This is a genomic window from Anoxybacillus sp. CHMUD, assembly GCF_013096965.1.
GTDB lineage: Bacteria > Bacillota > Bacilli > Bacillales > Anoxybacillaceae > Anoxybacillus > Anoxybacillus kestanbolensis_A.
Genome location: NZ_SDLG01000009.1, coordinates 61,696 through 87,901, shown reverse-complemented (window position 1 = coordinate 87,901; position 26,206 = coordinate 61,696). Strand labels below are relative to the sequence as shown.

The following is a 26,206-nucleotide window of genomic DNA, read 5'->3' as shown; positions in this document are numbered from 1 at the left end:
AACGATACAAAATGTTTTTTTACTATGTATAAGAGTAACCCTAAGACGTGAAGAAGCGGTGAGGGAAATGTTGCAAAGCTGTGACGATAATTTAAAAAAAATGTGTCTATTTACTATGATTAACATGAAAAAGAGGAAAACCTCCTTGCAATGGGCAAGGAGGTTATTTTCACTCGTTTGGTTGGAACGTTTTACAGTCTGTTTCTGTCGAGCTCGTCGCTGTGGAGCCAGCATGGCTTACGACATAGATTGCGTCTGCACTACATCGATTGCCTTGCGACCAAAACTGACAGTTTTGCACCTCACAAAGTACATCTTTTGCCACAACCATTCCCTCCTTTCTTTATGCTGATGTTAGTGTAGACAAAACATTGGCAAGACATAACATGAAAAAATGAGCAAAAATAATGAGAATTTTTATCATTATATGTTGACATAGATAATCATTCTCAATTAGAATGAAATTGTGCAAGATAAGACAAAAAATTCGGAGGGAGTTATATGTCATCATTATTAGTTGTTGGAGCAGATCATTTAGGAAACATTACCGATAAATTAAAAAACTCAGGATTTCAGGAGATTATTCATTTAGATGGTCGAAAAGTGAATATGGTGAAGCGACAAATTCCAGAGCATGTCGATATCGTATTTGTCATGACGGATTACATTAACCACAATTTAGCAAAGGTCATTAAACAAAAAGCAAAAGATCAACATAAGCCGATTTATTTTGTAAAGCGTTCATGGAGCTCGATCCAAACGGTTATTCAACAAATGGGGGATGAACTAAGGGGGAGATGACGTTGTGGCAACCGTTTTTAAATGAAGTATTAACTTATCATTACAGCATATTTCCACCTCATCGTTCATCACTTACGTTGCTAAAAGGAATTGAACGGGCAACATCATCGTTTCCGATCGCTTCTTGTGACTCTCCCGTTACATATTATAAAACGATAGCGCAAATGACGGATTACTTGCTTCGCTTTGTTGCGAACGATCAGTCGTTTGTTCATATATTTGACGAGCGTGCAGCATTTATAACTGCATCTTGTACGTCTGAAACATGCGTTGTCCCATCATGTATGAATGTTTTCATTTTTGATTGCACCCCATCATTGCACGTATGTCGCCAATTTGAAGAGCGGTTCGGACAAAAACCGAGAGCAGTACGAATGTATTACGTCATGAAAAATCGTTTATTTCACGTCGTATTGAAAAACGAAGCATATTTTACACACTTATTATAAAAAACCGGGCGACTACCCGGTTTTTTTACAATTCATCAAACCCGTTCACATCGGTTGTTTTCGTATATGAACGTGGACGGGCTTCAAAAAAGTCGGTTTTGCCTAAGTTCACATTTTCATCGCTAAAGACGCGAATCCAAGGCATGCTATTTTCATCCGCGTCATAGCGATCGTCTAATCCAAGCATGCGCAACCGTTTATTTCCAAGATATTCGATATATTTTTCCATTTCGATGACGTCAATGCCATCAATATCGCGCAACACAAAGCGCGACCATTCTGTTTCGTAACGAATGGCTTCGTCGATATAGTCATATATCCACGCAGAAAACGCTCCATTTTCATCAATTTGTGGATTTTCCCATAACACTGCGCGTACAAGTTGAGAAATAAAGTAACTATGGCATAGCTCATCTTTATTAATATAACTAATCATCGTTGATGTTTTGAGCATTTTTTGGTTTCTTGCCAAATTGTAAAAAAAGGCAAACCCAGAATAAAAATTAATCCCCTCTAAGACGAGCGAAGCGACGAGCGCGCGGCAAAACGTCTCTACCGTTGGTTGCTCGCGAAATGCTTCATATACGCGAATGACGTGTTCATTTCGCTTATAAATGTGCGGATTTGTTCGTGCCATTTCAAACGCGCGATGTTGCTCGGATAATTTTTCGATCGAAGCAAGAACGTACGAGTACGATTGATTATGAACGACTTCTTGCTGTTCGATAATCGAAAAAATTGCTTTGACGCTCGGATCGGTAATGTATTCTTTCATCGCCCCAATAAAATTTGGTTGAACAGAATCTAAAATTGAAAGCAAGCCGATAATGTGTAAAAATGCATCCCGTTCCCGTTCACTTAACGCATGCCATTGTTTAATATCATCTGACATATTAATTTCAAACGGCGTCCAAAAGTTGCCGAGCAACATTTTGTATATATCGTAAAAATGGCTATATTTAATATCGTTCCAGTTTAAAATGCCGCTTGCTTTTCCATTGATAATGCTCGTTGCTTTATTTGGATGCGACGGCTCGAGCAATTTTACTTTCGTCAATAACAAAACGGTCAACCTCCTCTAGTAGCTGTTGTACGAATACAGTCGGTAAGTGTTGTTGATGGCCGCGCGGTGATTGTTCAATTTTTAACGTGCCGAGCACAGTCGTCACTTTTCGTAAATGGTACTCCATTTCATCGACAGCACGGCAATAGTATGGCCACATTTGATCTCCTGTGCCAAACAGCGCAACAGGAGGCAAAGGAAGATTTCGTTCTTTGATAAGAAAACGAAGTAGCTTCCTCATTTCATCTGGAAGTTGTCCATTTCCCCATGTATATGAACCGAATAAAAGAAGGTGTGTTTCACGGATAAGCGACTCGATTGCAAATGCGTGTTGAACATCGATTGTTTTTACAGCGTGTCCGTACGATCGAAAAGCTTGTTCAATCAAAAAGGCGACTTCTTTTGTGTTACCAGTTTTTGATGTGTAACAAATAAGAACGTTCATTTGTTTCTCTCCCTTATGATGAGCAAACGTCGCATTCTTCAATTGTTACGGCAGTGCTGCGAACGTAATACGTCGATTTTAACCGTTCTTTCCATGCCGTTAAATGTAAATCCAAAAGATCTTTCGCTTTAATCGTGTTGTATACGTAAAGATTAAAACTTAACGACTGATCGACATGTTTTTGTCTAGCGGCATTTTGACGAATGCTCATCTTTTGATCCACTTCATAGGCATTTTCGTAAAACCAAAATGTTTTGGCATTTAAATCAGGAACGGTAACAGGAATTTTATAATTTTTCTTTTCTTCAAAATATAAGCGATTAAAGACAGGGTCGCATGACGCCGTTCCGTTTGCTAAAACGGATGTCGAAGCGTTTGGCGCAGGCGCCATGAGATACCCATTACGTATCCCATGTCTCATCACTTGTTGCTTTAACTCATCCCAATCTAACTCATCGTGGGAATGATAACCGCGAAGGTCAAAATATTTCCCTGTATGCCAATCAGAACCTGCAAACTCCGGATATGCTCCTTTTTCTTTCGCTAATTCCATGCTTGCTCGAATCGTTAAATAAGCGATTTTTTCAAATAGCTTGTCAGCGAAATCAACGCTTTCTTCGCTATTCCACTTGATTCCTTTTAACGCCAATAAGTGATGCCATGAAAATGCACCTAGACCGATTGCCCGATATTTTTTATTTGTCATCACCGCTTGCAACACTTCAATGCGATTTTCGTTTAAGTCGATGACGTTATCGAGCATACGCACTTGAATCGGAATTAATCTTTCGAGTACATCGTCTTGTACGGCGCGAGCGAGATGAATGCTAGATAAGTTACAAACGACAAAGTCGCCTGGCTTTTTATGAATAATAATTTCACCATCTTGCGTATACTCTTTTGTTACGGTAGTCGCGCTCATATTTTGCATAATTTCCGTACATAAATTGCTAGAATAAATCATGCCCGCATGTTTATTTGGATTCATTCGATTCGCTTCGTCGCGATAAAACATATAAGGTGTACCCGTTTCTAATTGTGATTTTAAAATGCGCTTCATAATTTCAATGGCAGGTACACGTTCTTTACTTAACTCTGGGTGATTGATACATTCTTCGTATTTTTCGCGGAACGAACCACACCCTCGTTCTTCATCGTAAAAATCTTCAAGACCTAGCGGATTCCCATCTTTATCTTTCCACCCCATCACTTTTTTCACTTCATGTGGGTCAAATAAATACCAATCGCCACGCTTTTCGACTTGTTCCATAAATAAATCAGGGATGCATACGCCATAAAATAAATCATGGCATTTTTGCCGTTCATCGCCGTTGTTTAGTTTCGCGTCTAAAAATGAGAAAATGTCTTTATGCCAAACGTCTAAATAGACGGCAATACTTCCTTGTCGCGTACCAAGCTGGTCAACCGATACAGCGGTATTGTTTAATTGACGCATCCATGGGATGACACCAGACGATACGCCTTTAAATCCTTTAATATCCGAGTTGCGTGCCCGAATTTTACCTAAATATACACCAATCCCTCCACCGCCCTTTGATAAACGCGCGACGTCTGTATTTGATTCATAAATGCCGGTTAAGCTATCGTCGACTGTATCAATGAAACAACTCGATAATTGACCGTAAGATTTACCTGCGTTGGCGTACGTTGGTGTAGCGACCGTCATGTATTGGTTCGATAACGCCCAATACGCTTCTTTGACAAGCTCCATTCGTTTTTCTTTTGGCTCATTCACCATCAGCGTAAGAGCAATGGTTAAAAAACGTTCTTGTGGCAACTCATAAATTTCTCCGTCATATCCTTTCGCTAAATAACGATCAACGAGTGTGCGTAATCCGATGTATGTAAATTGCTCGTCTTTTTTCGGATCGATCCATGTCCCCGCTTCTTGTAGTTCTTCTTTCGTATATCGTTCAAGTACAAACGGATCGTAAATACCGAGATCAACGAGCATTGTTTGTAACTCATAAAAGTAGCGGTATGTGTCGGATACATCATAACCCCGATTTATAGCAGCCTCATTGTATAGCTGTTGTAAATAAAGGCGTGCTGCGACAAACGTCCAATCAGGTTGTTCTACGGTGATTTCGTCAAGTGCATTTAAAATGAGTTTGTTCATCATGTCATCGTATGATTTTGTATACGTCAGCGACCGTATCGTACGCTCGATGTATCGCTCGCTTGATAAGTGTGGAAAATCTTTGAAAATATGAAACAATAATGTGCGGGTCGTTTCTTCATTTACTTCTGTTTGTTGTTTTATGTACACCATATAACATCCCTTCCCCTAGAAAATAAAAAAATCCGCTCTCGTTGAGCGGATGAAACGATGGTAAAAGCATGCCTTTTTCCATCGTTTCATCTTCTCAATCCCCGAAGAATATGAAACGATACAAGGAAGGCAGGTCTCCTGACTTGCGCTTCTTCCTACTTTGGATTCCTTCCCATATATGCGCCATAAAACAGCTGACATATACAGTGGTGTTGTTTCCATTTCGTCTGCGCACACAGTTGCGGGGACAGTTCTGGATTCGCACCAGATTCCCTATTAAGTCCGTTTGGACACCTTCGCTTGTCGGTTTCAATATATAGTTATTATCTTGTTTATCATCACAATATATTGTGTAAAAAAGGTTTACGTTTAAAACTATAACGAAAAATCTCAACATTTGCAATCATTATTTTTCATCCTTTGCTACATAGCGTCGATCTTTCATAAACAGCCGCCAAAAATAAATGAATCCTGGAAATAAAATTGCAAAACCAACGATATACGTCAAAAATAAGGCACGAAACGTATTCGGGTGTGTAAATCCCGACTCAATGGTTACATTCGGATAAATCATATACGGTAAATGAGCTTTCCCATATGCATAGCTCGCACAAAAATATTGTAAAACGATCGCAACCACCGCAAGACGCGGTATTCCGCGTCCATGTTTCTTTTTCCGTGGGGGAAGAAAAAGCGCCCCGCCAGCTAAAAGGAACAATATGACGGAAGCGACAAGCCATGGCCAATGAGACATCATTCCATCGTATAGCCACCGTGCTTCATTTCGCATCGTAATCATAATCAACATCGAGGAGAGAAGGGCGAATGGTCCTATAATAAGCGCATCGCGACGATAGATCGCATATGCCTCCGCTTCATTCGCTTCATTTGAGTAATCCGCTAATAAAAGCGAAGAAAGAAAAAGTGTGCTTGTAATCGCAAAGGCAATAAACGCATACTCATGTGGGCTTGTAAATAGACGATCGAGCCGAAGACGACTGACACCATTCATTGTTTCAACGAAAGACCCATGTGTAATGGGCAAGACGCTAATTAAAAATGCTGGAATAAGCAAACCGCTTATGCCTGAAATGTAAATGAGCACTTTTTCATATTTAGGGGCAACGTGCGAAAAAACGAGAAATGCACTACGAACGGTCAGCAAAAGTAAAATAATACTACCAGGGATAAGCAAGATCGTTCCAAGTATAAACGTCGCCCCAGGAAAAAAGCTAACGAGCGCTACGACGATGGCGACGATAAAGACGTTCGTTACTTCCCATGTTGGCGATAAATATCGATTTGCGATTTTCGTTGCTTTTGTTTGTGGACGATTCATATATACCATCGACCAAAAACCTGCTCCGAAGTCCATCGTCGCCATGACGGCGTAAATAAAAATAAATCCCCATAAAATTGAAATCGCAATTAATTCATCTGTCATCATCTTGCTCCTTTCTATATGTGTATAGACAACTGTTGTTCAATCGGATGGCGGCGAAAATACGATCGCAAGACGAGCACGACGGCGATGAGTAAAAATACGTAAATGGACGTAAATAAAAGAAAAAGTGTTCCCAAATTTGTTGATTGTGTTACAGCTTCTGCTGTTGTCATCATGCGATAAATGACCCATGGTTGTCTGCCTGTGCAAGCAAAAATCCAGCCAAATTCAATGCCGAGAAGAGCGAGCGGCCCAGCAGTAACAACTGTCCGCATAAACCAGTTTGGAAATGTATATTGTTTCTTTATGCGATACCAAATGAATCCGACAGTTGAAAGTAGGAGAAGAAACATGCCAATTCCGACCATGGCGTTAAAAAGTGTATGGACGAATAGAGGGGGCCACCATTCTTCTGGAAAATCATTTAACCCGACAACGACGGTATCGAAGCGATTACCAGCTAAAAAGCTAAGCAACCACGGAATTTCAATTCCCCATTTTACTGTTTGCGTTTCGCGATCTGTAAAACCACCGATAACGAGTGGAGCGTGTGACTGCGTTTCAAACAATCCTTCAGCAGCCGCTAATTTTTCTGGTTGATATTCATGAAGAAGTTGAGCTGATTCATGTCCGTTTATTGCCGTGAGTAAAGAAAATACGCCACCGACTGTTAACCCGAGCATCAGTGCTTTTTTATGAAAAAGCTGAATGCGCTCGTTATGTTTATTTTTCAACATCTTGTAGGCAGCGATGGAAGCGATCGTAAACGCTCCGGTCATATAGGCGGATAAAACAACGTGTGTGGCTGTGACGGCAAAGCTCGGATTAAAAAATGCTTTCCATGGATCGACGTCAACAATTTGTCCATTTTCGATGCGAAAGCCTGTCGGTGTACCTTCAAAGGCATGTACGTTCGTAATTAAAATGGCAGAAGCAGCTGCCCCGATGGCCACAAATATTAAGCTTACGATGCGCATCGTTGGTGAAATGCGGTCAGCTGCATATACGTAAATAGATAAAAATAACGCTTCAACGAAAAACGCATAAATTTCAATTTGGAAAGGAAGTGCCATTACTTTTCCGATTACTTCCATAAAACCTGGCCATAGAAGGGAGAGCTGCACTCCTGCAATCGTACCGGATGGAATGGCTACACCGAGCAAAATGGCGAGCGCTTTCGTCCAACGATTTGCCATGATGGCATAGTCATTGTCTTTCGTTTTTTGATACGTGAGTTCCGCAAGTAAAATCATAAGTGGAATGCCGACGCCCAGCGTTGCGAAAATAATATGAAACGCCATTGTAGTTCCAAACAACGTTCTTGCGGTTAATACGTGGTCCATACCGAAATGTTCATCCCTTTCCATACATTGTCGTTTCCTAGTTTGATTTGAAAAGGGAAAAAATATACAAAAAAATAAGCGACCGTTATGATCGCTTATTGTAGAGCTTTTTTTAGTGCAGAGATGTTGTCATTCATAATTGCGAAGTAGTCTTTGTTGTTTTTTATATCATCATTTGTTCGTGCTTCTAAGTTGTGAAGGATAAGTACATCAGCTCCGATTTCGTTTTTCACAACTTCAGCAATTTTCGATGTTACGTTTTGCTCAAAAAAGATATGGTGTATGTCATGGTCTTTGGCGATTTGAATAATCGAAGCAAGCTGCTTTTGCGATGGTTCATTTGTTGGTGACAATCCTGTTACACTTATTTGCTTGATGCCGTATCGTTTTTCCCAATAGCCGTATGCCGCATGAGCGACAAGAATTTCTTTTCTTTTTGCTTCTTTTACTAATTGTTGAAATTGTTGATCTAGTTGTTCAAGCTGTTGTTTTAGCGAAGTAAAGTTTTGTTCAAAATCGTCTTTTGCTTCCGGTTTTAGTTTTGTTAACGTTTGTTTAATCGTTTCAGCCATTTGGATTGAATATATCGGATCTAACCAGACATGAGGATCTACATCACCGTGCTCATGCTCATCTTCATGGGCGTGTTCATCTTCATGAGCATGTTCGTCCCCATGAGCATCGTTGGCTGGAAGCAATTCCATCCCAGCTGTTGCTTCCACGAACTTGACGTGTTCATTCTCTAGCGTTTCGACAACGCGGTCAACAAATCCTTCCATTCCTTGACCGATGTAAATGAAAGCGTCAGCATCTGCGATTTGTTGCATCGTTTTTGCCGTCGGTTCGTATGTGTGCACATCAACGCCGGGAGGATATACGCTTTCCACTTGAACGTGCTTGCCACCAATTTTTTCAGTAAAGTCTTGAAGAGGGTATACAGTTGTATAAACGATAAGTTGATCGTTTTTTTCCTCATTCTTCGATTCATTCGTCTGTTCTTGTTGCGAGCATCCAAACAATAGCAGTGTGCTCGTAAGTATAATGGATAAAATGGTTTTTACCTTCATCTTCCTCCTCCTTCCAAATAAAGAAAGATGTTTCTGATCGTCAGATAACATCTCTCTCACTCCTGTTTTATTATATCGTAATCGTTACGATTTGAAAACTATGAAACAGAAACAAATGGTGGGAGTGGATCGACAAATGTTGACCAATCTTTGCTCATTTCTTCATCTGTTAATAAGCATGTTTATTTAAAATGAGCACGTTTGTAAATTCGATTTGGTCAATTAATAGATCAACGACTTCACGCACATCTGTTTCATCGATCGCTTGTTTGCGATCTAGTAACGTTTCACCGGAAGCGAAATCATGCCAAAAACGATGAGCATCGACGACAGTAACCATCGTATCTAATCGACATTTCGATGTTAAATCGATCCCGAACTCCTCGTCAATGTACGTAAACGTTTGAGCAACAGGAATTGGCTCGCTAATGCCTGATGATTCGATAACGATGTAATCAATGTTGCCAGCATCAACGAGATTTTCGACTTCTTTCATTAAATCTTCTCGCAACGTACAGCAAATACACCCATTTTGAATTTGTACAAGCTTTTCTTCTGTACGCGAAAAACCGCCTTGTTTAATTAATTCAGCGTCAATATTGACTTCACTCATGTCATTGACGATGACAGCGATTTTTAATCCGTCACGATTATTTAAAATATGATTAAGCAACGTCGTTTTTCCAGAACCTAAATAGCCGCTTAATACGGTAACAGGGATTTTCATTTTCCTCCTCCTTTTGATAAAGCGTAATTACTACGATTTACAACGTTTATCATATCGAAAAAAAAAGAGAAAGGGCAATTATTTTTGCTCTTTTTCTGGCACAGGATCAAATCCACCTGGATGAAATGGATGGCACTTTAAAATGCGTTTGATTGTTAAATAGCCTCCTTTAAGTGCACCGAAGCGACGAATCGCTTCTAATCCGTAATGCGAACAAGTCGGATAAAAGCGACATGTCGGTGGTTTTAAAGGGGAAATAAATCGTTGATAAAAACGAATGAGTAAGATGAATATATGTTTCATGTAATACGCCCGCCCCTATTTTTTCTTATTGTAACATATTTGGACGAAACAATTCCAACAAAAAAAGATGAAAAAAGTCGGACTTTTGTGTATGATAAAAACGTAACAATTGAAAAAGAGGTGACATATATGCCTTCAGTAGAAAGCTTTGAACTAGACCATTGTGCGGTCAAAGCACCGTACGTTCGCCATTGTGGTGTTCATCAAGTCGGTAGCGACGGTGTTGTGAATAAATTTGATATTCGCTTTTGTCAACCAAATAAAGAAGCGATGCAACCGGCAGCGATTCATACACTTGAACATTTACTAGCGGTGCACATTCGTAAGCATGCTGAAAAATACGCTCATTTTGATATTATCGATATTTCTCCGATGGGATGTCAAACGGGGTATTATTTAGTCGTTAGTGGCACGCCAACAGTCGAAGAAATTATTGATTTGCTTGAGGCGACGATGAATGAGGCATTGACGGTTACAGAAGTGCCAGCTGCAACGGAAAAAGAGTGCGGTCAAGCGAAATTGCACGATTTAGAAGGAGCTAAGCGACTTATGCGATATTGGCTATCGCAGCCAAAGGAAGAATTGAAAAAAGTATTTGGTTAAAAAATAAAGGTTCAGATGTTACATGTCTGAACCTTTACTTTTTTCACTCGGCAATTCATCAATAGTATGTTTGTATTTGTATGCTTTTGAGGTCGTTAAAACGCTTAAAATGAGCACGACAAATACAATGATGATAGAAATAATAAAAGTGAGCAACATACATACCCCTCCATCCTCCATTTTAAATTTTAATATGAAAGCATATTGTTTTCCAAAAAATTTTTTGTTTGTTACAATGAAGAAAGGGAAAGTTTATAATCGAGGAGGGAATTAGTGTGAAAGAAAAACTAATTGATATTGTCAACAAACAAATTGCAAACTGGAACGTGTTATATGTAAAATTACACAACTACCATTGGTATGTGAAAGGGCCGCAGTTTTTTACGCTGCATACAAAATTTGAAGAGTTGTACAATGAGGCGGCACTACATATTGATGAGCTAGCAGAGCGTTTGTTAGCGCTAGGTGGAAAACCGTTAGCGACGATGAAAGATTATTTAGCGGTAGCATCTGTACATGAAGCAAAAGGAAATGAAACGGCGGAAGAAATGGTAGCGGAAATTGTTCGCGATTTTGAAACGATGATTGAAGAATTGAAAGCTGGCATGGACTACGCCGGAGAAATTGGAGATGAAACAACAGGCGATATGCTTTTAGGCATTCATCAAAGTTTAGAAAAACATGTATGGATGCTCAAATCGTTTCTCGGATAAGGTGGGAGTGGCCCCACCTTATTTGCATGTTCAGTCGCAGATGAGTGCTTTTGTTGCATGAAAATAAATGAATCGACTCACACTAACTGTAACAAACGAAAAAGAGGTGGGTCGATGAAAAAAACGTATTATGTTTCGGTGGCACGTGGTGAGATTTCACAAGTGAAAACGGCTTCACCATGGGAATTTCGCATTGAAGCGACGGATGAAGAAATCATTCAATTACGGGAGTATTTTGATGAAATGTATTCATCCGATTGGCAATCGTTTTGGCGTGCACATGTGCCATATGTGCAATATCATTATGATCGGCCGAACGACGGGTATGACAACGCGATGAAAAAAGTGTATGAAATGATTTATGAACTTGGCGATGAAGAAGCGAAACAACAAATTGAAACGATGGGTGTCATACAGTTATAAAGGCTGTCGACAACTTTACTGTGTGGTACAATGAAGAAAACATACAGTTGAGGGTAGACGGTGATGATTGTATTTCAAGATTACTACGGATACAACGTTCGACTTTCTTTTTCTGACCATCCTTTCTCGCAGCAACCGAAACATGTTTTCGTTATTTGTCGGTACGGTGGTCGTTGGTTATTGACAAATCACGCTGTACGTGGCTTGGAGTTTCCAGGCGGGAAAATAGAGAAAGGAGAAACGCCAAAACAAGCAGCAATTCGCGAAGTAAAGGAAGAAACGGGAGGGGTCGTTGAAAAGATCACGTACATTGGACAGTATGAAGTCAACCGTCCGAATGAAACGATTGTAAAAAATATTTATTTTGCCCATGTTAAATCTTTGGAACAAAGGGAGTCGTATTTTGAAACAAATGGTCCTGTGCTCATTGAGCATATGCCAGATGAAATAGCGAAAGATGAACGATTTAGTTTTATTATGAAAGATGGCGTATGGACATATACAAAACAAGAGTTACAGCGGCGGGGAATGTTGTAAAACCCCACCGCTTTTTGACGTGTGGGGTTATGCGCCCTTCACTAATTTCTTTTCAAGCCAACTTACAAGTTGATACATGATGCTTGAAAGTAACGCGATCATAAGCAAACTTAATAAAACGAGCGTAAAGTTGAACACTTGGAATCCGTAAATAATCATATAACCGAGTCCTTGTTTTGAGACGAGAAATTCACCAACGATGACACCAACCCAAGATAGACCAACGTTTACTTTTAACGTTGAAATGATTGTTGGGAAGGAGGCAGGTAAAATGGCCTCTGTAAACCACTGTCGTTTCGTTGCTCCGAATGTTCGAAGCACTTTTATATAGTTTGCATCGACTTCTTTAAATGAGGTGTAAACGACAATCGTTGTAATGATGATCGAAATGATCGCTCCCATTGCGACGATCGATGTCATATTCGGTCCGAGTGCGACGATTAAAATCGGACCGAGCGCTACTTTTGGCATCGCGTTTAAAATGACTAAATACGGATCAACGATGTGAGAGATGCGCGGAAACCACCAAAGTATTGCTGCAAAACAAACACCGATCATCGTTCCGGCGATAAAGCCCAGCACCGTCTCTGTTAATGTGACGGTCGTGTGTGTTAGCAATGTATGATCGCGTATTTTGGCGATAAACAAATGCCAAATGGAAGACGGGGAGCTAAATAATAACGGATCAATCCAATGAAATCGGCTTGCGATTTCCCATAAACTAAAAAACGTAATGACAATGATTACTTGAAAAAAACGGACGATTTGTTTTTCCTGTTTTTCATATGCCATATATTGATCATATATACGTTGCAACCACTCATGTTTGTTCAATGCTCTCTAACTCCTTCCAAATCATTTGAAAGAGCGGTGAAAAATCTGGATGTTGGCGAGCTTGAAATGGTGTACAAGCTTTTAATGAGTCTGGAACAGTAACAATTCGTTTAATTTTTCCGGGTTTTGCGGTAAATAAAACGATCCGATCGCTCATCGCAATCGCTTCACCGATATCGTGTGTGACAAGAAGTGCTGTTTTTCGATATTGTTTTAACGTCTCCCATACAAGATCTTCAAGTTTAAGCTTTGTTTGGTAATCAAGTGCTGAAAACGGTTCGTCTAACAATAAAATTTTCGGATCGGTTGCGAGTGTGCGAACAAGTGCTGCGCGCTGACGCATTCCTCCCGATAATTCATAAGGGTAACGATCGTCCACGTCACGCAAACCGATTTGATGTAGAAGGGAGAGCGTTTGCTTTCTCGTTTTCTCGCTATATTTGCCTGTCAGTTTTAATCCGAGTGTCACGTTTTGTTCAATCGTTTTCCATGGAAACAAATAATCGTGTTGAAGCATATATCCGATCGTTTGGCTCATCGTGTGAATTTCTTTTCCTTCGATAAGCACACGACCTTTTGTTGGTTTGATGAGCCCCGCCACAATTGAAAGAAGCGTTGTTTTTCCACAGCCGCTTGGGCCGAGAAAGGAGACAAACTCTCCTCTCTCGACAGTTAGCGATAGATGATCAAGCGCCAATACGGCAGATTGCTTTGTGACGTAGGCGTGCATCACTTGATCAATTGTTAAAATGGGCATGATGTTCACCTACTTTTTCGCTTTTTCAGCGAACGATGTATTCACTAAAATGGAATGCTCAATGTACGATGGCAACTCGTTTGCTTCTTTCATAATGTTTTGAAGATGGTTCCATTCTTCTTCATCTAAAATCGGATCAGTTGCGTATGAACCTTGTTGTTTATAGCGATCGACGACTTTTTCAATGAGAGCGATATCTGTATTTTCAAAGTACGGTTGAATGACTGTTGCAATTTCTTTCGCATCGTGTGTTTGCACCCATTGTTGAGCTTTATAAAGAGCTCGTGTGAATTTATCAATCACATCTTTATTTTTTTCAATGAAGCTTTGTTTCGCCATAAATGTCGTATATGGGAGATGACCAGATTCCGTTCCGAATGAAGCGACAATATATCCTTTTCCTTCTTGTTCAAAAATGCTAGCAGTTGGCTCAAATAGTTGGACGAAATCGCCTGTTCCGCTTGCAAATGCATTGGCAATATTAGCAAAATCAATATTTTGGATGAGATTTAAGTCTTTGTGTGGGTCAATGCCGTGTTGTTTGAGAACGTATTCTCCGATCATTTGTGGCATGCCGCCTTTTCTTTGCCCCAAAAATGTGCTTCCTTTTAGTTGATCCCATGTAAAGTTGGCGATTGGTTCACGTGAAACTAAAAATGTACCATCGGTCTGTGTCAATTGCGCGAAATTGATGACCGGATCAACAGCTCCTTGGCTATACACGTAAATGGACGTTTCGGAACCGACAAGCGCAATATCCGCTCCGTTTGATAAAAGTGTCGTCATCGTTTTATCGCCGCCCCACGTTGTATTTAGCTCAATATGAAGCCCTTCTTCAGCAAAAAAACCTTTTTCAATTGCCACGTATTGTGGAGCGTAAAAAATGGATCGAGTTACTTCTGCAACGCGTAACGTTTTTACATCATTTGATGAGCAGGCTGTAAGTAAAAACATTAAAATAATGAGCAAAAACCCCCATTTTCGCATGTGTTTCCCCTCTTTCCTGTCGTTTGCTTTATCGTATGCGCCTAATAAAAATGTGTGAATGATCTAAAAAGAAAACCGCCGAGCACATCCCCCGACGGTTTAATTAATCGAATGCAAAGCAATTAATTCATATGTAACGATCGTTGTTTCGTTTTCAAAGGTAAGTTTTTTGACAATCGCTTTTCCCGTTGTTTCTCCGTGTTTTGTTCGTCTTACTTCTAATGGGACATCAAGCGGATATAAACGATAGCCTTCTTTTTGTAATACAAATAAGTTGTGTTCAATTCGTTTTTCTTTTCCATTTGTGACGATCATTGTTTGTACTTCTAACGGCATACCCATGGGATCACTCCATATTCCACATTTTTACCTTCATTGAAACACATTTATGACGATTACACAACTACATTTCATGATTTGTAACTATATCATATAAATAAATCATATGACCTAGTGATAAATTTTATTGACAGGACAAGAATATAAATGATACGATGGCAATAAGCTTTCAAAGGAGATGTTTGAATATTCATTTCTTTTTAAAGCGAAGTGTTCACGTATGAGGGGAGTTTTTTGTTACATGAAACAATTTCATTCATTTGGGTGGTATGCGGCTCGCATTGCCCCGTATTTGCCTGAGGAAGCGTTCCGTCCTGTTCCGTCTCGTCTGTTTGGTGGTCTTGCTTACATGCTCGTTTTAGTTAGCAGCATTGTCACGATTTCTTTATTTGATCTCCATTGGTTATGGAACGGATTGCTTTCAGTTGTTATTGGATTTTGTTTTGCTGGTTTAGGGTTTTTAGGACATGAAATTTTGCATGGAACAGTTGTCAAACGGGCGTGGCTTCGTGATTTGTTAGGAGGCATTGCATTTTTGCCACTTTGCACAGGTCCAAAGTTGTGGAGAAAATGGCATAACGCAACGCATCATGTGCATACACAACATGAGGAACTTGATCCGGATGCGTGGCCGACGATCAAACGTTTAGCTCAAAGTCGTTTCCTCCGTTGGATTTATCGCATTCCGTTTCCGATTCGTGCGGCTTTTTCGTTCTTGTCTTTAGCAGGGATGTTTACAGTTCATTCGCTTCATATGCTTCTTCATTTTTGGAAGGAGTTTGAAAAAGGAAGTCGTCGTGCCGTATTCTGGCAATTTGTCTTACCATGGTCGGTATGGATTGGATTATTGTTGATGATCGGAGTAGAAAAATGGCTCTTTGCGTTCGTTCTTCCACTACTTATTGGAAATGCGATCGTGATGGGATACATTTCAACAAACCATCGTTTAAATCCGCTCGTTCCAGTTAACGATCCATTAGCAAACAGCTTAACTGTCATCGTTCCAAAGTGGGTTGACGTATTGCATTTTAACTTTTCGCACCATACAGAACATCATTTGTTCCCAGCGATGAGTTCAAAATATTATCCGCTCGTTAAACAATATATTAAACAACTATGGCCGGATCGTTATTATGAAATGCCAATGACAAAAGCGTTAATTGCGCTATGGAAAACACCAAGGCTTTATCATGAGCAAACGGAACTCATCGAACCACGTGAAGGATATGTGTACGGAACACTTGGAAATGGATTAAATATAGATGACCTTTCGCATAAAGTGAAGGAAAATGTTGTAGGAAAAATGGTGAAAGAAAAGTAAAGCGTCGCATCTCGGCGCTTTTTGTTTTCTTGCATGTTTTATTATAGGGGAAATATATAATTGAAAGCTATTTCATTTTTTCTTTTCATTTGCTTATGATGTAATTTTTCGTTTTTTCGTCATAAACGCCATGTCTATTGCCGCCTGAAAACATCAAGTTGACTCGTTTTACAGCATCTTGCGTTTTTTGACCGAACACGCCGTCTTCTGCTCCGCATTTAAAATGAATCGTATTTAACGCTTGCTGTAAGATGCGTACGTCCTCGCCACGATCGCCATATCGAAGTACTTTATTCGGAAGTTTATTAATCAGTTGTTCGATTGGATTTTGTTGCTTCGGTGTTTGATTAGATGGTTGTGATGGAGGGTTGGTTGCTTCTTTCTTTACTTGTTTTTCAATGATAATTTGTTGGCCAGGCTGTAACGTTCTTGGATTGACGTCAGGATTTAGACGCAATAACGTTTTGACGCTTACTCCTGTTTTTTGACTAATTGCCCATAGTGTATCCCCTTGTTCGATAGTATACAGTTTGACATCTTCTTTTATTTCGATGTTTTCTTTTTCTGCTAATACTTGCGCATAGTTAAAACAAGGACATTGCTTCCATTCGTATCCTTTTAGTTCGTTATGTCCTTTCACATCTTTATAGTTTGGTAATATATTTACAAGTGTTTTGTATAACGCTTTTAGCGATTGTTTTTGTTCATTCGTCGGTTGTTGTGTGCGAAAATCACCTGTTAAACAAATGCCAATGCAGTAAGGGTTATGATTGCCGACATGGTAGCTAATCGTTTCTAAGTCGTTGCAAAAATGAATCGTTCCGTCTTGTTCAATGACAAAATGGTATCCAATTCCGGGCCATCCTTTACTAACGTGATAATTAGCAAACGCGAATGCGGAACCTGTTTTCGTTAAACTATGATGAATAATAATATGTGTTTTTTGTTGAATCGTCGTCTTTTTGTACGAACGTCCGGAACGAGTAGGGAGAAGATGGCGTATATCTTTTAATTGGGGGAGAGCAAGTAGTTCGTTCATTTTTTAGCCTCCTTTTGTTCGTTTTTATATACTACTATATGTTCCAATTTCGTAAATGGTTTGTACGAAACAATAAAAAAAGAAAAAAGCTGCCAAAACAGGCAGCTTTTGTTGTTTACGCGATTGGCCCACCGAGTTTTTCGATGCGTGGATCAACGTTTGTGAATTTTTTAAAGTTTTCCCGGAACTTCGCCGCAAGCTCTTTTGCTTTTTGTTCATATGCTTCCTGATCTGCCCATGTGCTTTTCGGTTGTAACACTTCATCAGGCACACCGGGAACGTGAAGCGGGATATGAAGACCGAAAATAGGATCTTGAACGGTTTCTACGTTGTTTAATTCTCCTTCTAACGCTGCTTTTACCATCGCGCGTGTATACGATAGCTTCATTCGTTCACCAACGCCGTATCCACCACCAGTCCAACCGGTGTTTACTAAAAACACTTGAACACCGTGGGCGTCAATTTTTTGACCAAGCATGTCTGCGTAACGCGTTGCAGGAAGCGGTAAAAACGGTGAACCGAAGCATGTAGAAAATGTTGCTTCCGGCGCTGTCACTCCGCGTTCTGTGCCCGCTAATTTGCTCGTATAGCCGCTTAAGAAATGGTACATTGCTTGTTCTTTCGTTAATTTACTAATTGGCGGCAATACGCCGAACGCATCTGCTGTTAAAAAGACGATTGTATGCGGATGGCCAGCAACGCTCGGCTGCACGATATTATCCATCGCTTCGAGCGGATATGCTGCGCGCGTATTTTCAGTTAATGTTGCATCGTCATAGTTTGGTATGCGCGTGTCTGGGTCAACGATGACGTTTTCTAATACAGAGCCGAAGCGAATCGCATCAAAAATTTGTGGCTCTTTTTCACGTGATAAGTTAATGCATTTGGCATAACATCCACCTTCAATATTAAAAACACCGTTGTTTGACCAACCGTGCTCGTCATCGCCAATTAGGCGACGGTTTGGATCAGCAGAAAGCGTTGTTTTTCCTGTACCAGATAAACCGAAAAAGAGCGCGACATCACCTTCTTGACCGACGTTTGCTGAACAGTGCATCGGGAAGATTCCTTGTTCTGGCAATAAAAAGTTCATGACAGAGAAAATGGATTTTTTCATTTCACCAGCATATTCTGTTCCACCAATTAGTACAGTGCGGCGCTCGAATGAGATGATAATAAACGTTTCTGAGCGCGTGCCGTCAATAGATGGATCAGCTTTAAATGTTGGTGCAGAAATGACTGTAAATTGTGGTTCATGTGTTTGTAATTCTTCCGCTGTTGGACGAATGAACAATTGATGAGCAAATAAGTTATGCCAAGCAAATTCGTTGACCACTTGAATCGGCAAACGATAAGCTGGATCTGCGCCTGCAAAGCCATTAAATACAAATAGTTCTTCTTTTGTCATTAAATAATCGATCACTTTGTTGTAAAGCTTATCAAATACCTCTTCAGAAATAGGTTGATTGACAGTTCCCCAATCAATTTTATGTTTCACAGACGGTTCTTCGACAATATATTTATCCTTTGGAGAACGGCCTGTATATTTTCCAGTTGTTGCACAAATTGCTCCTGATGAAGTTAGGATGCCTTCTTTCCGAGTTAGTACTTTTTCTACTAGTCGTGGTACAGATAAGTTATGAAAAACCCCATCCCTTTGTAAGAGTGTTGATAATTTGTTTGTCAGTTCAATGGAATTCATTGGACAAAACCTACCTTTGTTTGATTTATCTTTATGTAAAAAGTATAACACATTTTGATAAATAGTCCATACTAATTATTGTATTTTTCTTCAGTTTAATTTCAAAATAATCCATATAGAAAAACGTTGACTCGTTTCGTACGGATGTGGTATGATGCTGAAATGAACGGATACTCTTATCCCGAGTTGGTGGAGGGAGACAGGCCCGATGAAACCCAGCAACCGTCACATACGTGAAAAGGTGCTAACCTGTGGCAAGGGAACGCCCTTGAACGATAAGAGTGAAAGGCGCAGACAAATGCAAAAACCTTTCCTCTGAGGGAAAGGTTTTTTTCACGATAGACCATAATAAGAGGGATGAGTACCGTATCATTTGTCATTATACTGAGGAGGAATGTTTGAATGCCTAAACGTCGTCTGTTTACATCTGAATCTGTAACGGAAGGGCATCCGGATAAAATTTGTGACCAAATTTCCGATGCGATTTTAGATGCGATTTTAGCAAATGATCCAAATGCGCGTGTTGCGTGCGAAACGAGTGTAACAACAGGACTTGTTTTAGTGAGCGGAGAAATTACAACATCTACATATGTAGACATTCCGAAAATTGTCCGTGAAACGATTCGTGGAATTGGCTATACGCGTGCAAAATACGGTTTTGACGCAGATACGTGCGCCGTATTAACATCCATTGATGAACAATCTCCAGATATTGCGATGGGTGTTGATAAAGCGTTAGAAGCTCGTGAAGGACAAATGACAGATGAAGAAATCGAAGCGATCGGTGCAGGAGACCAAGGATTAATGTTTGGTTTTGCGTGCAACGAAACGAAAGAGCTTATGCCGCTTCCAATTTCACTTGCCCATAAACTTGCGCGCCGTTTAGCAGAAGTGCGTAAAGAAGACATTTTACCATACTTACGCCCGGACGGAAAAACGCAAGTGACAGTAGAGTATGATGAAAACGGCAAACCTGTACGCATTGATACGATCGTTGTTTCCACACAACATCATCCAGAAATTACGCAAGATCAAATTGTGCGCAACATTAAAGAACATGTCATTCAACCTGTCGTTCCAGCGGAGTTGATCGATGAAAACACAAAATATTTCATTAACCCAACAGGTCGTTTCGTCATCGGTGGTCCACAAGGTGACGCAGGGTTAACAGGACGCAAAATTATCGTTGACACTTACGGTGGTTATGCTCGTCACGGCGGTGGGGCTTTCTCAGGAAAAGACCCAACGAAAGTAGATCGCTCGGCAGCATATGCGGCTCGTTACGTAGCGAAAAACATTGTCGCAGCAGGTCTTGCGGATAAATGTGAAGTGCAATTAGCATATGCGATCGGTGTGGCGCAACCTGTATCGATCTCAATCGACACGTTCGGCACAGGCAAAGTATCTGAGGATGTATTAATTGAAGTGGTGCGCAACAACTTCGACCTTCGCCCAGCAGGCATTATTAAAATGCTCGATCTCCGTCGCCCGATTTATAAGCAAACAGCAGCTTATGGTCACTTCGGTCGCACGGACATTGATCTTCCTTGGGAGCGTACAGATAAAGCGGAAGCGTTAAAACAACAAGCGTTACAGTTAGCGAAGTAAGGAAAAGAGGAGAGTTACAAGATGTAGCTCTCCTTTCCTATTTTTTAAGTAAGAACAGAAAATGAAGCAATACCAAATAGCGTACCGAGCATACAACCGGCAAGCACATCAGAAGGGTAATGAAGCCCTAAGTAAATGCGCGACACGGCAACGCTAACAGCAATAGGTAAAAGACAAACAGCAAGCGCTGGAGCGTATAGTAAAAACGGAACGATGACAGAAAATATTGCAGTCGTATGTCCTGATGGAAATGAATGGTCAGTTAATGGGTTTTTTGTTACTTTCGTTTTATGTAGTGAAATATACGGTCGTTTGCGAGGATATATTTTTTTCATCATTGCGACAGGAATATGGCTAAGTGCTAAGGCGATCGCACTTGCGATAGCAGTATCGCGCCATTCATCCCGCAATAGCCAAATGGCTAGCATAACCGATGTAATTGAAAATGTAGCCCCTCCAACGTGTGTAATTGAACGAAAATAGGTGTTTAGCCATTTTTGATCAAAATAACGATTAATGCTGTAAAATAACTTGCACTCCCAATCGTACCATTTTCGTAACATAAGCAAATCCCCCTGATTTTATGATAAAATACATATGTGAAGTCAATAATAAAACAATGTAAAAATACCACGCTTATTTGTCGCGTGGTTTGTTTACTTGAAGTGATTTATAATATTGTCCTTTTTCGACATATTCGCGACGAATGCGTGCCATTTCACGCTCATCTTCTTCAGTTAATTCACGAATCACTTTCGCAGGACGACCGAATGCAAGTGTGCGTGGCGGGATTTTTTTTCCTTGTGGAACGAGGCTACCAGCGCCGATAAACGCACCTTCACCAATTTCGGCACCGTCTAAGACGATCGAACCCATGCCGATGAGTGCGCCTCTTTTGATGATCGCACTATGCAAAATGACTTGATGTCCGATGGTGACATCATCTTCAATGATCAGTGGATTGTTTGGGCTTTGGTGAAGGACAGAGTTGTCTTGGATGTTTACACGGTTGCCGATGATTGTTGGTGCGACATCTCCACGAATGACAGTGTTAAACCAAACACTCGTTTCCTCTCCAATTGTTACATCACCTGTAATAGTGACGTAATCGGCGATGAAAGCAGAACGTGCAATGTTTGGTGTGTGTTCTTTATATGGATAAATCATTTCACTCGTCCCTTTCGTTTCGTTTTGTTATATTTAGTGTACAAATTTTTCGGCTATTCGTAAACATAAAGGAGGGGTGTATATGTGGAAATGGGAAGGAGAAAATGCAAAAGGAACGATTGTGATCGTTCACGGTGCAGCTGAGCATCATGGACGATATAAATGGCTTATTGAAATGTTTCGCATGCACGGTTTTCATGTTGTTGCAGGAGATTTACCAGGGCAAGGAACGACATCACGCAGTCGAAGAGGACATATTGATTCCTTTGACGAATATATCGAAGCGGTTGCCAGTTGGGTGCATGAAGCAAGCGTGTATGAACAGCCTGTTTTTTTACTCGGTCACAGCATGGGTGGGCTCGTCGTCATTCGTACATTGCAAGAAAAGCGTCTTCCTGTGCGCGGTGTCATTTTATCTTCTCCATGTTTAGGGCTCGTTCACTATCCGTCCAAAGCACTTGAAATCGCTTCGCACATTTTAAATGTTATTCATCCGAAAAAGCGTTTTCCATCAGGGTTAACGGTGGAGATGGCGACTCGAAATGAAGAAGTGCGTGAGATGGATAAAAACGATTCATTATACGTGACGAAAGTGTCTGTTCGTTGGTATCGTGAGCTAGTCAAAGCCATTCGGATTGCTCATGATAAAATTGCGGACTTACCAGACGTTCCGATGCTTGTCATGCAGGCGGGAGATGATAAAATTGTCGATAAAAGTGCAGTGAAATCATGGTTTGATCAGTTGACGGTAAGTGAAAAAGTGTATAAAGAATGGCCAAAACTATATCACGAGATTTTTAACGAACTTGAACGTGAACAAGTATTTTTATATGCCCATACGTTTTTAACTTTGCAGCTGCAAAGGGGTGAACTCATTGAACGTTCCAACAAATCCGTTTAGTCTAATGCGAGCTGTCTATCATCGCGTTTTTCCGCTTGTTCACCGGGAACTAGCCGTTTGGAAAAAAAGAGCAGAAGCTATTCCAGATGAAGAATTGCGCAAACAAGCGTTAGCGAGCATCGCAACAAAAACGTTTCATTGCGAAGGGGGCGCGATTTTAGCTTTACTGGCGGGAAAAGAAATGGAGCGATGCATTCGTTTTATCGTTGCTTATCAAACGATTAGCGATTACCTCGATAATTTATGCGATCGCAGTACGTCGCTTGATCCGACTGACTTTCGTGCGTTGCACGATTCAATGATCCATGCGTTAACGGTCGGGGCAAAAAAAGAGGCATATTATCGTTATCGTGCCGAACAAGATGACGGTGGCTATTTGCATGCTCTTGTCGATACGTGCCAAGAAATGTTGGAAGGAGTTCAACATTATGAAGTGATCACTCCATTTTTACATGAACTTGCATCATATTATTGTGACTTACAAGTACATAAACATGTAAAAAAAGAGGAGCGCATTCCGCGCTTGAAGCAATGGTTCGCTAAACATGAAGCATCGTTGCCGAAAATGGAGTGGTACGAATTTTCCGCTTGTTCTGGTTCAACGCTCGGTATTTTTTGTCTAGTTGCTTACGCCTGCAACGATGCGTTCGATCAGCTTCTTGCACAACGTGTGCGCAACAGCTATTTTCCATACGTACAAGGGCTGCACATTTTGCTTGATTATTTCATTGATCAAGAGGAAGACCGACAAGGTGGAGATTTAAATTTTTGCTTTTATTATCCGAATGAGGAGACGCTATTTGCCCGTTTGCGTCATTTCATTGAAGAGGCAGATCGCCATATTGCACAATTGCCACATCGTGAATTTCATCGCTTTATTCATCGTGGCTTGCTCGGATTATATTTGTCAGATGAAAAAGTGCATGAGCAAGAAACCATTCGTAAACTAGCGAAACAATTGTTGCGTTCTGGCGGCATGACATCTCACTTCTTTTACTGGAATGGCCGAATGTATCGAAAATGGCAAAGATGGATGTATGCGTGAAGAAAATGGGTGTATAATGGAAGAAAAGAGAAGAGGGATGAATATGTCGTTGCCTCGCTTTTCGCATGTGACATATGAACAATATTTAATGATGCGCCAAAATAGTGATGAAAGGTTAGAATATATTAATGGCGTTGTTTATATGACACCTTCGCCCAGCATTCAACATCAACTTGTATCGAGCAATCTTCATACGATATTTGGAAATTATTTAAAAGGAAAGACATGTAAAGTATTTGCGGCCCCAACAGATATTGAACTAGTGAGTGAGAAATGTTCCGAGCGAAAACTTGTCATTCCTGACTTAAGTATTATTTGTGATCCATCAGGATTTACAGATACAAAATATATTGGCGTTCCAACGCTAATTGTTGAAATACTCAGTCCTTCGAATCAAGCGCACGATTTAGTGACGAAATTTAATTTATATATGGAGTACGGTGTAAAAGAATATTGGATCGTTAATCCGATGAAACAAGCAGTTACTGTTTATGCATTAAATGAAGACGGACTGTACGAGCAGGCAGATATTAAGGTGAGCATAGGGATTGTTCAATCTGTTTCCTTTTCGGATCTGTTTGTTGATTTAGAAGAAATATTTCACTAACGAAACAAAAGTAGCGATAGGGAGAACCGATCGCTACTTTTTTACCTCTTCTCAATCGCAACAATAAACGGTGGATGATTGATTTGATTTATAAATTCGTATCGTACGACGTGTGCACGTTGTTGATCGATTGTTGAAACGTATTGCAAAAGGGCATCACGTTCGATTGCTCCTTCGGGATGACCGTGGTAAATGACGAGAACGATGATTCCTTCCGGAGCCATGATGTCCAGCAATTGTTCAATCGCAGCAATTGTTGAGTTTGGCTTTGTGACAATTTGTTTATCTCCCCCGGGCAAATAACCGAGATTAAACATCGCTCCGGTAATGCGTCCTTTATATTCGGGAGGGATATGCGCATCAAGTTCCGCGTGGCTTGCTTGCACAAGTGTGACACGTGTTTCCATATGATGTTCGTGCAATCGCTTTGTCGTATTTTCAATCGCTTGCGCTTGAATATCGAAACCAAACACATGTCCAGACTGGCCAACACGTTCCGCTAAATAAAGCGTATCGTGGCCGTTGCCTACCGTTGCATCGACAACGATATCGCCCTCTTTGACTGCTAAGTCGATAAGCGAGCGCGCAAACGGCAAAATGCGCATCAGTTTCATCATCTTTCTTCCTTTCGCACATATTTTTTCCCTTGATAACTATTGCGTCGCTCTAATTCAGCATCGATGGCATTTAACACTTCCCACTTATTGACGCTCCACATCGGACCGATCATTAAATCGATCGGGCCGTCCCCTGTAATCCGATGAACAATCATCTCTGGCGGCAATACTTCTAGCTGATCACAAACGAGTTGCACGTATTCGTCGAACGTTAAAAAGCGAAGCATTCCTTTTTCATATTGTTTCACCATCGGCGTTCCTTTTAACAAATGGAGCAAATGGATTTTAATCCCTTGCACATCTAAATGAGCGACCGTCTTTGCTGTTTCCATCATCATGTCATACGTTTCAAGCGGTAATCCGTTAATAATATGGGCACAAACACGAATGCCATGTTTACGTAGCTTTTGTACTCCTTCTACATAGCACGAAAAGTCATGTGCGCGGTTAATTAAAGTAGCCGTTTGTTCATGAACGGTTTGCAAGCCAAGCTCGACCCATAAATACGTTCGCTCATTCAATTCGGCTAAATAGTCAACGACATCGTCAGGTAAACAATCGGGGCGTGTAGCGATTGATAAACCGACGACCCCTTCTAAATGTAACACCGATTCGAATTTTTCACGCAAGACGTCAACGGGTGCATGCGTATTTGTGAACGCTTGAAAATAGGCGATGTATTTGCCATCTTTCCATTTCGTATGCATTTTTTCTTTAATCGTATGAAATTGCGTTACTAAGTCGTCCGTTCGTCTACCTGCAAAATCACCGGAACCGGCAGCGCTACAAAATGTGCAACCGCCATACGCGACGGTGCCATCACGATTCGGACAATCAAATCCTGCATCAAGCGACACTTTAAACACTTTTTCACCGAACGTTTGGCGTAAATGATAATTCCATGTATGGTATCGTTTCTTGTCGTTTGTATATGGAAAAGGATTCATGTTTATCACCTCGCATCATTTTAGCATTGTAGCACGTTTCAAACGAGAAACTCAACAGTGCTGTGATAAATGACAAGAAAATGTACAAACTATAAAGCGATACGAAAGAAAGGAAGGGATGCGT

General features: G+C 40.6%; 30 protein-coding genes, 1 pseudogene and 2 riboswitches. Of the genes and pseudogenes, 11 read left to right on the top strand and 20 right to left on the bottom strand.

Annotation, left to right across the window (positions count from 1 at the left end; all coding sequences use genetic code 11):
- Nucleotides 1–169 precede the first annotated feature (169 nt).
- A complete protein-coding gene (locus ETB99_RS08350) occupies nt 170–325 on the bottom strand; it encodes a DUF1540 domain-containing protein (RefSeq protein ID WP_077429356.1) in 156 nt (51 codons plus the stop codon).
- Between the two features lie 176 nt (nt 326–501).
- Here ETB99_RS08350 and ETB99_RS08345 point away from each other — a divergent pair, with 176 nt between their 5' ends.
- On the top strand, nt 502–801 hold the full coding sequence (locus ETB99_RS08345; RefSeq protein ID WP_077429357.1) for a DUF2325 domain-containing protein: 300 nt from the start codon (nt 502–504) through the stop codon (nt 799–801).
- Nucleotides 798–1,250, top strand: coding sequence for a diverged REC-like domain-containing protein (locus ETB99_RS08340; protein WP_171700377.1), 453 nt, complete (start codon nt 798–800; stop codon nt 1,248–1,250). The genes ETB99_RS08345 and ETB99_RS08340 overlap by 4 nt, the downstream gene beginning before the upstream one ends.
- A gap of 25 nt (nt 1,251–1,275) precedes the next feature.
- Here the strand turns inward: ETB99_RS08340 and ETB99_RS08335 are convergent, their stop codons facing one another.
- The 8 genes and pseudogenes from ETB99_RS08335 to yidD all read right to left on the bottom strand — a co-directional run bounded on the left by ETB99_RS08335 (nt 1,276) and on the right by yidD (nt 9,935).
- On the bottom strand, nt 1,276–2,313 hold the full coding sequence (locus ETB99_RS08335) for a ribonucleotide-diphosphate reductase subunit beta (protein WP_012574100.1): 1,038 nt from the start codon (nt 2,311–2,313) through the stop codon (nt 1,276–1,278).
- Nucleotides 2,267–2,758, bottom strand: coding sequence for a flavodoxin domain-containing protein (locus tag ETB99_RS08330; protein ID WP_171700376.1), 492 nt, complete (start codon nt 2,756–2,758; stop codon nt 2,267–2,269). The genes ETB99_RS08335 and ETB99_RS08330 overlap by 47 nt, the downstream gene beginning before the upstream one ends.
- Nucleotides 2,759–2,771: 13 nt before the next feature.
- Nucleotides 2,772–5,051 carry a ribonucleoside-diphosphate reductase subunit alpha gene (locus tag ETB99_RS08325; RefSeq protein WP_077429221.1) on the bottom strand — a complete coding sequence of 760 codons (2,280 nt, stop codon included), beginning with the start codon at nt 5,049–5,051 and terminating at the stop codon, nt 2,772–2,774.
- A gap of 112 nt (nt 5,052–5,163) precedes the next feature.
- Nucleotides 5,164–5,364, bottom strand: a riboswitch (cobalamin riboswitch).
- Nucleotides 5,365–5,457: 93 nt separating this feature from the next.
- Nucleotides 5,458–6,495: a cytochrome d ubiquinol oxidase subunit II gene (locus ETB99_RS08320; protein WP_171700375.1), complete on the bottom strand. Its 1,038-nt coding sequence runs from the start codon at nt 6,493–6,495 to the stop codon at nt 5,458–5,460.
- Between the two features lie 14 nt (nt 6,496–6,509).
- Nucleotides 6,510–7,838: a cytochrome ubiquinol oxidase subunit I gene (locus tag ETB99_RS08315; protein ID WP_171700388.1), complete on the bottom strand. Its 1,329-nt coding sequence runs from the start codon at nt 7,836–7,838 to the stop codon at nt 6,510–6,512.
- A 95-nt stretch (nt 7,839–7,933) separates the two neighbouring features.
- On the bottom strand, nt 7,934–8,905 hold the full coding sequence (locus ETB99_RS08310; RefSeq protein WP_077429224.1) for a metal ABC transporter substrate-binding protein: 972 nt from the start codon (nt 8,903–8,905) through the stop codon (nt 7,934–7,936).
- A gap of 181 nt (nt 8,906–9,086) precedes the next feature.
- Nucleotides 9,087–9,632, bottom strand: a pseudogene (locus ETB99_RS08305) (GTP-binding protein); the annotation flags it as partial.
- 78 nt (nt 9,633–9,710) lie between these two features.
- Nucleotides 9,711–9,935 carry a membrane protein insertion efficiency factor YidD gene (gene yidD, locus ETB99_RS08300; RefSeq protein ID WP_004888944.1) on the bottom strand — a complete coding sequence of 75 codons (225 nt, stop codon included), beginning with the start codon at nt 9,933–9,935 and terminating at the stop codon, nt 9,711–9,713.
- Between the two features lie 129 nt (nt 9,936–10,064).
- Between yidD and ETB99_RS08295 the strand changes: the two genes are divergently transcribed.
- On the top strand, nt 10,065–10,538 hold the full coding sequence (locus ETB99_RS08295) for an S-ribosylhomocysteine lyase (RefSeq protein ID WP_128356597.1): 474 nt from the start codon (nt 10,065–10,067) through the stop codon (nt 10,536–10,538).
- A gap of 18 nt (nt 10,539–10,556) precedes the next feature.
- Here ETB99_RS08295 and ytzI read toward each other — a convergent pair whose 3' ends face one another.
- Nucleotides 10,557–10,697: a YtzI protein gene (gene ytzI / locus ETB99_RS08290; protein WP_077429226.1), complete on the bottom strand. Its 141-nt coding sequence runs from the start codon at nt 10,695–10,697 to the stop codon at nt 10,557–10,559.
- A gap of 116 nt (nt 10,698–10,813) precedes the next feature.
- Between ytzI and ETB99_RS08285 the strand changes: the two genes are divergently transcribed.
- From ETB99_RS08285 to ytkD, 3 genes are all read left to right on the top strand, one after another.
- Nucleotides 10,814–11,251 carry a Dps family protein gene (locus ETB99_RS08285; RefSeq protein ID WP_012574110.1) on the top strand — a complete coding sequence of 146 codons (438 nt, stop codon included), beginning with the start codon at nt 10,814–10,816 and terminating at the stop codon, nt 11,249–11,251.
- Nucleotides 11,252–11,365: 114 nt separating this feature from the next.
- Entirely contained in the window at nt 11,366–11,674 is a 309-nt protein-coding gene (locus tag ETB99_RS08280) for a hypothetical protein (protein WP_004888947.1), read from the top strand.
- A gap of 63 nt (nt 11,675–11,737) precedes the next feature.
- Entirely contained in the window at nt 11,738–12,211 is a 474-nt protein-coding gene (gene ytkD, locus ETB99_RS08275; RefSeq protein WP_077429227.1) for an RNA deprotection pyrophosphohydrolase, read from the top strand.
- A gap of 27 nt (nt 12,212–12,238) precedes the next feature.
- Here the strand turns inward: ytkD and ETB99_RS08270 are convergent, their stop codons facing one another.
- The 4 genes from ETB99_RS08270 to ETB99_RS08255 all read right to left on the bottom strand — a co-directional run bounded on the left by ETB99_RS08270 (nt 12,239) and on the right by ETB99_RS08255 (nt 15,131).
- Nucleotides 12,239–13,045, bottom strand: coding sequence for an ABC transporter permease (locus tag ETB99_RS08270; protein ID WP_171700374.1), 807 nt, complete (start codon nt 13,043–13,045; stop codon nt 12,239–12,241).
- On the bottom strand, nt 13,032–13,802 hold the full coding sequence (locus tag ETB99_RS08265) for an ABC transporter ATP-binding protein (RefSeq protein WP_077429228.1): 771 nt from the start codon (nt 13,800–13,802) through the stop codon (nt 13,032–13,034). The genes ETB99_RS08270 and ETB99_RS08265 overlap by 14 nt, the downstream gene beginning before the upstream one ends.
- A gap of 9 nt (nt 13,803–13,811) precedes the next feature.
- On the bottom strand, nt 13,812–14,789 hold the full coding sequence (locus ETB99_RS08260; RefSeq protein WP_077429229.1) for an ABC transporter substrate-binding protein: 978 nt from the start codon (nt 14,787–14,789) through the stop codon (nt 13,812–13,814).
- A gap of 99 nt (nt 14,790–14,888) precedes the next feature.
- Complete coding sequence (locus tag ETB99_RS08255) at nt 14,889–15,131, bottom strand: DUF2584 domain-containing protein (protein WP_012574116.1); 243 nt, start codon at nt 15,129–15,131, stop codon at nt 14,889–14,891.
- 238 nt (nt 15,132–15,369) lie between these two features.
- Here ETB99_RS08255 and desB point away from each other — a divergent pair, with 238 nt between their 5' ends.
- On the top strand, nt 15,370–16,449 hold the full coding sequence (gene desB / locus ETB99_RS08250) for a Delta(10) desaturase DesB (RefSeq protein ID WP_171700373.1): 1,080 nt from the start codon (nt 15,370–15,372) through the stop codon (nt 16,447–16,449).
- An 85-nt stretch (nt 16,450–16,534) separates the two neighbouring features.
- On the opposite strand, the gene ETB99_RS08245 is transcribed toward desB, so the two are convergent.
- Both ETB99_RS08245 and pckA read right to left on the bottom strand, forming a co-directional pair.
- The gene (locus ETB99_RS08245) at nt 16,535–17,488 is read right to left on the bottom strand and encodes an N-acetylmuramoyl-L-alanine amidase (RefSeq protein ID WP_171700372.1); all 954 of its coding nucleotides are present in this window, start codon (nt 17,486–17,488) and stop codon (nt 16,535–16,537) included.
- 115 nt (nt 17,489–17,603) lie between these two features.
- Nucleotides 17,604–19,190 (bottom strand): phosphoenolpyruvate carboxykinase (ATP), encoded by a 1,587-nt coding sequence (pckA, locus tag ETB99_RS08240; RefSeq protein ID WP_077429232.1) that lies wholly within the window; start codon nt 19,188–19,190, stop codon nt 17,604–17,606.
- A gap of 173 nt (nt 19,191–19,363) precedes the next feature.
- A riboswitch (SAM riboswitch) is annotated at nt 19,364–19,472 on the top strand.
- 120 nt (nt 19,473–19,592) lie between these two features.
- Here pckA and metK point away from each other — a divergent pair.
- Nucleotides 19,593–20,798 (top strand): methionine adenosyltransferase, encoded by a 1,206-nt coding sequence (metK, locus tag ETB99_RS08235; RefSeq protein WP_077429233.1) that lies wholly within the window; start codon nt 19,593–19,595, stop codon nt 20,796–20,798.
- Nucleotides 20,799–20,842: 44 nt separating this feature from the next.
- Here the strand turns inward: metK and ETB99_RS08230 are convergent, their stop codons facing one another.
- Together ETB99_RS08230 and ETB99_RS08225 are read right to left on the bottom strand one after the other, a co-directional pair.
- Nucleotides 20,843–21,361 (bottom strand): phosphatase PAP2 family protein, encoded by a 519-nt coding sequence (locus ETB99_RS08230; RefSeq protein ID WP_077429234.1) that lies wholly within the window; start codon nt 21,359–21,361, stop codon nt 20,843–20,845.
- 73 nt (nt 21,362–21,434) lie between these two features.
- Nucleotides 21,435–21,965, bottom strand: coding sequence for a gamma carbonic anhydrase (locus ETB99_RS08225; RefSeq protein WP_077429235.1), 531 nt, complete (start codon nt 21,963–21,965; stop codon nt 21,435–21,437).
- 82 nt (nt 21,966–22,047) lie between these two features.
- Between ETB99_RS08225 and ETB99_RS08220 the strand changes: the two genes are divergently transcribed.
- From ETB99_RS08220 to ETB99_RS08210, 3 genes are read left to right on the top strand one after another with little or no spacing between them, the layout of a single operon-like run.
- Nucleotides 22,048–22,866 (top strand): alpha/beta hydrolase, encoded by an 819-nt coding sequence (locus ETB99_RS08220; protein ID WP_171700371.1) that lies wholly within the window; start codon nt 22,048–22,050, stop codon nt 22,864–22,866.
- Nucleotides 22,841–23,911, top strand: coding sequence for a tetraprenyl-beta-curcumene synthase family protein (locus ETB99_RS08215; protein ID WP_077429237.1), 1,071 nt, complete (start codon nt 22,841–22,843; stop codon nt 23,909–23,911). The genes ETB99_RS08220 and ETB99_RS08215 overlap by 26 nt, the downstream gene beginning before the upstream one ends.
- Before the next feature lie 43 nt (nt 23,912–23,954).
- Entirely contained in the window at nt 23,955–24,518 is a 564-nt protein-coding gene (locus tag ETB99_RS08210) for a Uma2 family endonuclease (protein ID WP_077429238.1), read from the top strand.
- A gap of 41 nt (nt 24,519–24,559) precedes the next feature.
- Here ETB99_RS08210 and mnmM read toward each other — a convergent pair whose 3' ends face one another.
- Together mnmM and mnmL are read right to left on the bottom strand one after the other, a co-directional pair.
- Nucleotides 24,560–25,132, bottom strand: coding sequence for a tRNA 5-(aminomethyl)-2-thiouridylate-methyltransferase MnmM (gene mnmM / locus ETB99_RS08205; protein WP_129000985.1), 573 nt, complete (start codon nt 25,130–25,132; stop codon nt 24,560–24,562).
- Complete coding sequence (gene mnmL, locus ETB99_RS08200; protein ID WP_171700370.1) at nt 25,132–26,082, bottom strand: tRNA modification radical SAM protein MnmL/YtqA; 951 nt, start codon at nt 26,080–26,082, stop codon at nt 25,132–25,134. The genes mnmM and mnmL overlap by 1 nt, the downstream gene beginning before the upstream one ends.
- Nucleotides 26,083–26,206: the final 124 nt, after the last annotated feature.

Excerpts from the sequence above, each read along its gene's own strand:
- ETB99_RS08345 (WP_077429357.1), top strand. The coding sequence starts at position 502 with ATGTCATCATTATTAGTTGTTGGAGCAGATCATTTAGGAAACATTACC.
- ETB99_RS08340 (WP_171700377.1), top strand. The coding sequence starts at position 798 with ATGACGTTGTGGCAACCGTTTTTAAATGAAGTATTAACTTATCATTAC.
- ETB99_RS08330 (WP_171700376.1), bottom strand. The coding sequence starts at position 2,758 with ATGAACGTTCTTATTTGTTACACATCAAAAACTGGTAACACAAAAGAA.
- ETB99_RS08325 (WP_077429221.1), bottom strand. The coding sequence starts at position 5,051 with ATGGTGTACATAAAACAACAAACAGAAGTAAATGAAGAAACGACCCGC.
- ETB99_RS08320 (WP_171700375.1), bottom strand. The coding sequence starts at position 6,495 with ATGACAGATGAATTAATTGCGATTTCAATTTTATGGGGATTTATTTTT.
- ETB99_RS08315 (WP_171700388.1), bottom strand. The coding sequence starts at position 7,838 with ATGGACCACGTATTAACCGCAAGAACGTTGTTTGGAACTACAATGGCG.
- ETB99_RS08310 (WP_077429224.1), bottom strand. The coding sequence starts at position 8,905 with ATGAAGGTAAAAACCATTTTATCCATTATACTTACGAGCACACTGCTA.
- yidD (WP_004888944.1), bottom strand. The coding sequence starts at position 9,935 with ATGAAACATATATTCATCTTACTCATTCGTTTTTATCAACGATTTATT.
- ETB99_RS08295 (WP_128356597.1), top strand. The coding sequence starts at position 10,065 with ATGCCTTCAGTAGAAAGCTTTGAACTAGACCATTGTGCGGTCAAAGCA.
- ytzI (WP_077429226.1), bottom strand. The coding sequence starts at position 10,697 with ATGTTGCTCACTTTTATTATTTCTATCATCATTGTATTTGTCGTGCTC.
- ETB99_RS08280 (WP_004888947.1), top strand. The coding sequence starts at position 11,366 with ATGAAAAAAACGTATTATGTTTCGGTGGCACGTGGTGAGATTTCACAA.
- ytkD (WP_077429227.1), top strand. The coding sequence starts at position 11,738 with ATGATTGTATTTCAAGATTACTACGGATACAACGTTCGACTTTCTTTT.
- ETB99_RS08265 (WP_077429228.1), bottom strand. The coding sequence starts at position 13,802 with ATGCCCATTTTAACAATTGATCAAGTGATGCACGCCTACGTCACAAAG.
- ETB99_RS08260 (WP_077429229.1), bottom strand. The coding sequence starts at position 14,789 with ATGCGAAAATGGGGGTTTTTGCTCATTATTTTAATGTTTTTACTTACA.
- ETB99_RS08255 (WP_012574116.1), bottom strand. The coding sequence starts at position 15,131 with ATGGGTATGCCGTTAGAAGTACAAACAATGATCGTCACAAATGGAAAA.
- desB (WP_171700373.1), top strand. The coding sequence starts at position 15,370 with ATGAAACAATTTCATTCATTTGGGTGGTATGCGGCTCGCATTGCCCCG.
- ETB99_RS08245 (WP_171700372.1), bottom strand. The coding sequence starts at position 17,488 with ATGAACGAACTACTTGCTCTCCCCCAATTAAAAGATATACGCCATCTT.
- pckA (WP_077429232.1), bottom strand. The coding sequence starts at position 19,190 with ATGAATTCCATTGAACTGACAAACAAATTATCAACACTCTTACAAAGG.
- metK (WP_077429233.1), top strand. The coding sequence starts at position 19,593 with ATGCCTAAACGTCGTCTGTTTACATCTGAATCTGTAACGGAAGGGCAT.
- ETB99_RS08230 (WP_077429234.1), bottom strand. The coding sequence starts at position 21,361 with ATGTTACGAAAATGGTACGATTGGGAGTGCAAGTTATTTTACAGCATT.
- ETB99_RS08225 (WP_077429235.1), bottom strand. The coding sequence starts at position 21,965 with ATGATTTATCCATATAAAGAACACACACCAAACATTGCACGTTCTGCT.
- ETB99_RS08220 (WP_171700371.1), top strand. The coding sequence starts at position 22,048 with ATGTGGAAATGGGAAGGAGAAAATGCAAAAGGAACGATTGTGATCGTT.
- ETB99_RS08210 (WP_077429238.1), top strand. The coding sequence starts at position 23,955 with ATGTCGTTGCCTCGCTTTTCGCATGTGACATATGAACAATATTTAATG.
- mnmM (WP_129000985.1), bottom strand. The coding sequence starts at position 25,132 with ATGAAACTGATGCGCATTTTGCCGTTTGCGCGCTCGCTTATCGACTTA.
- mnmL (WP_171700370.1), bottom strand. The coding sequence starts at position 26,082 with ATGAATCCTTTTCCATATACAAACGACAAGAAACGATACCATACATGG.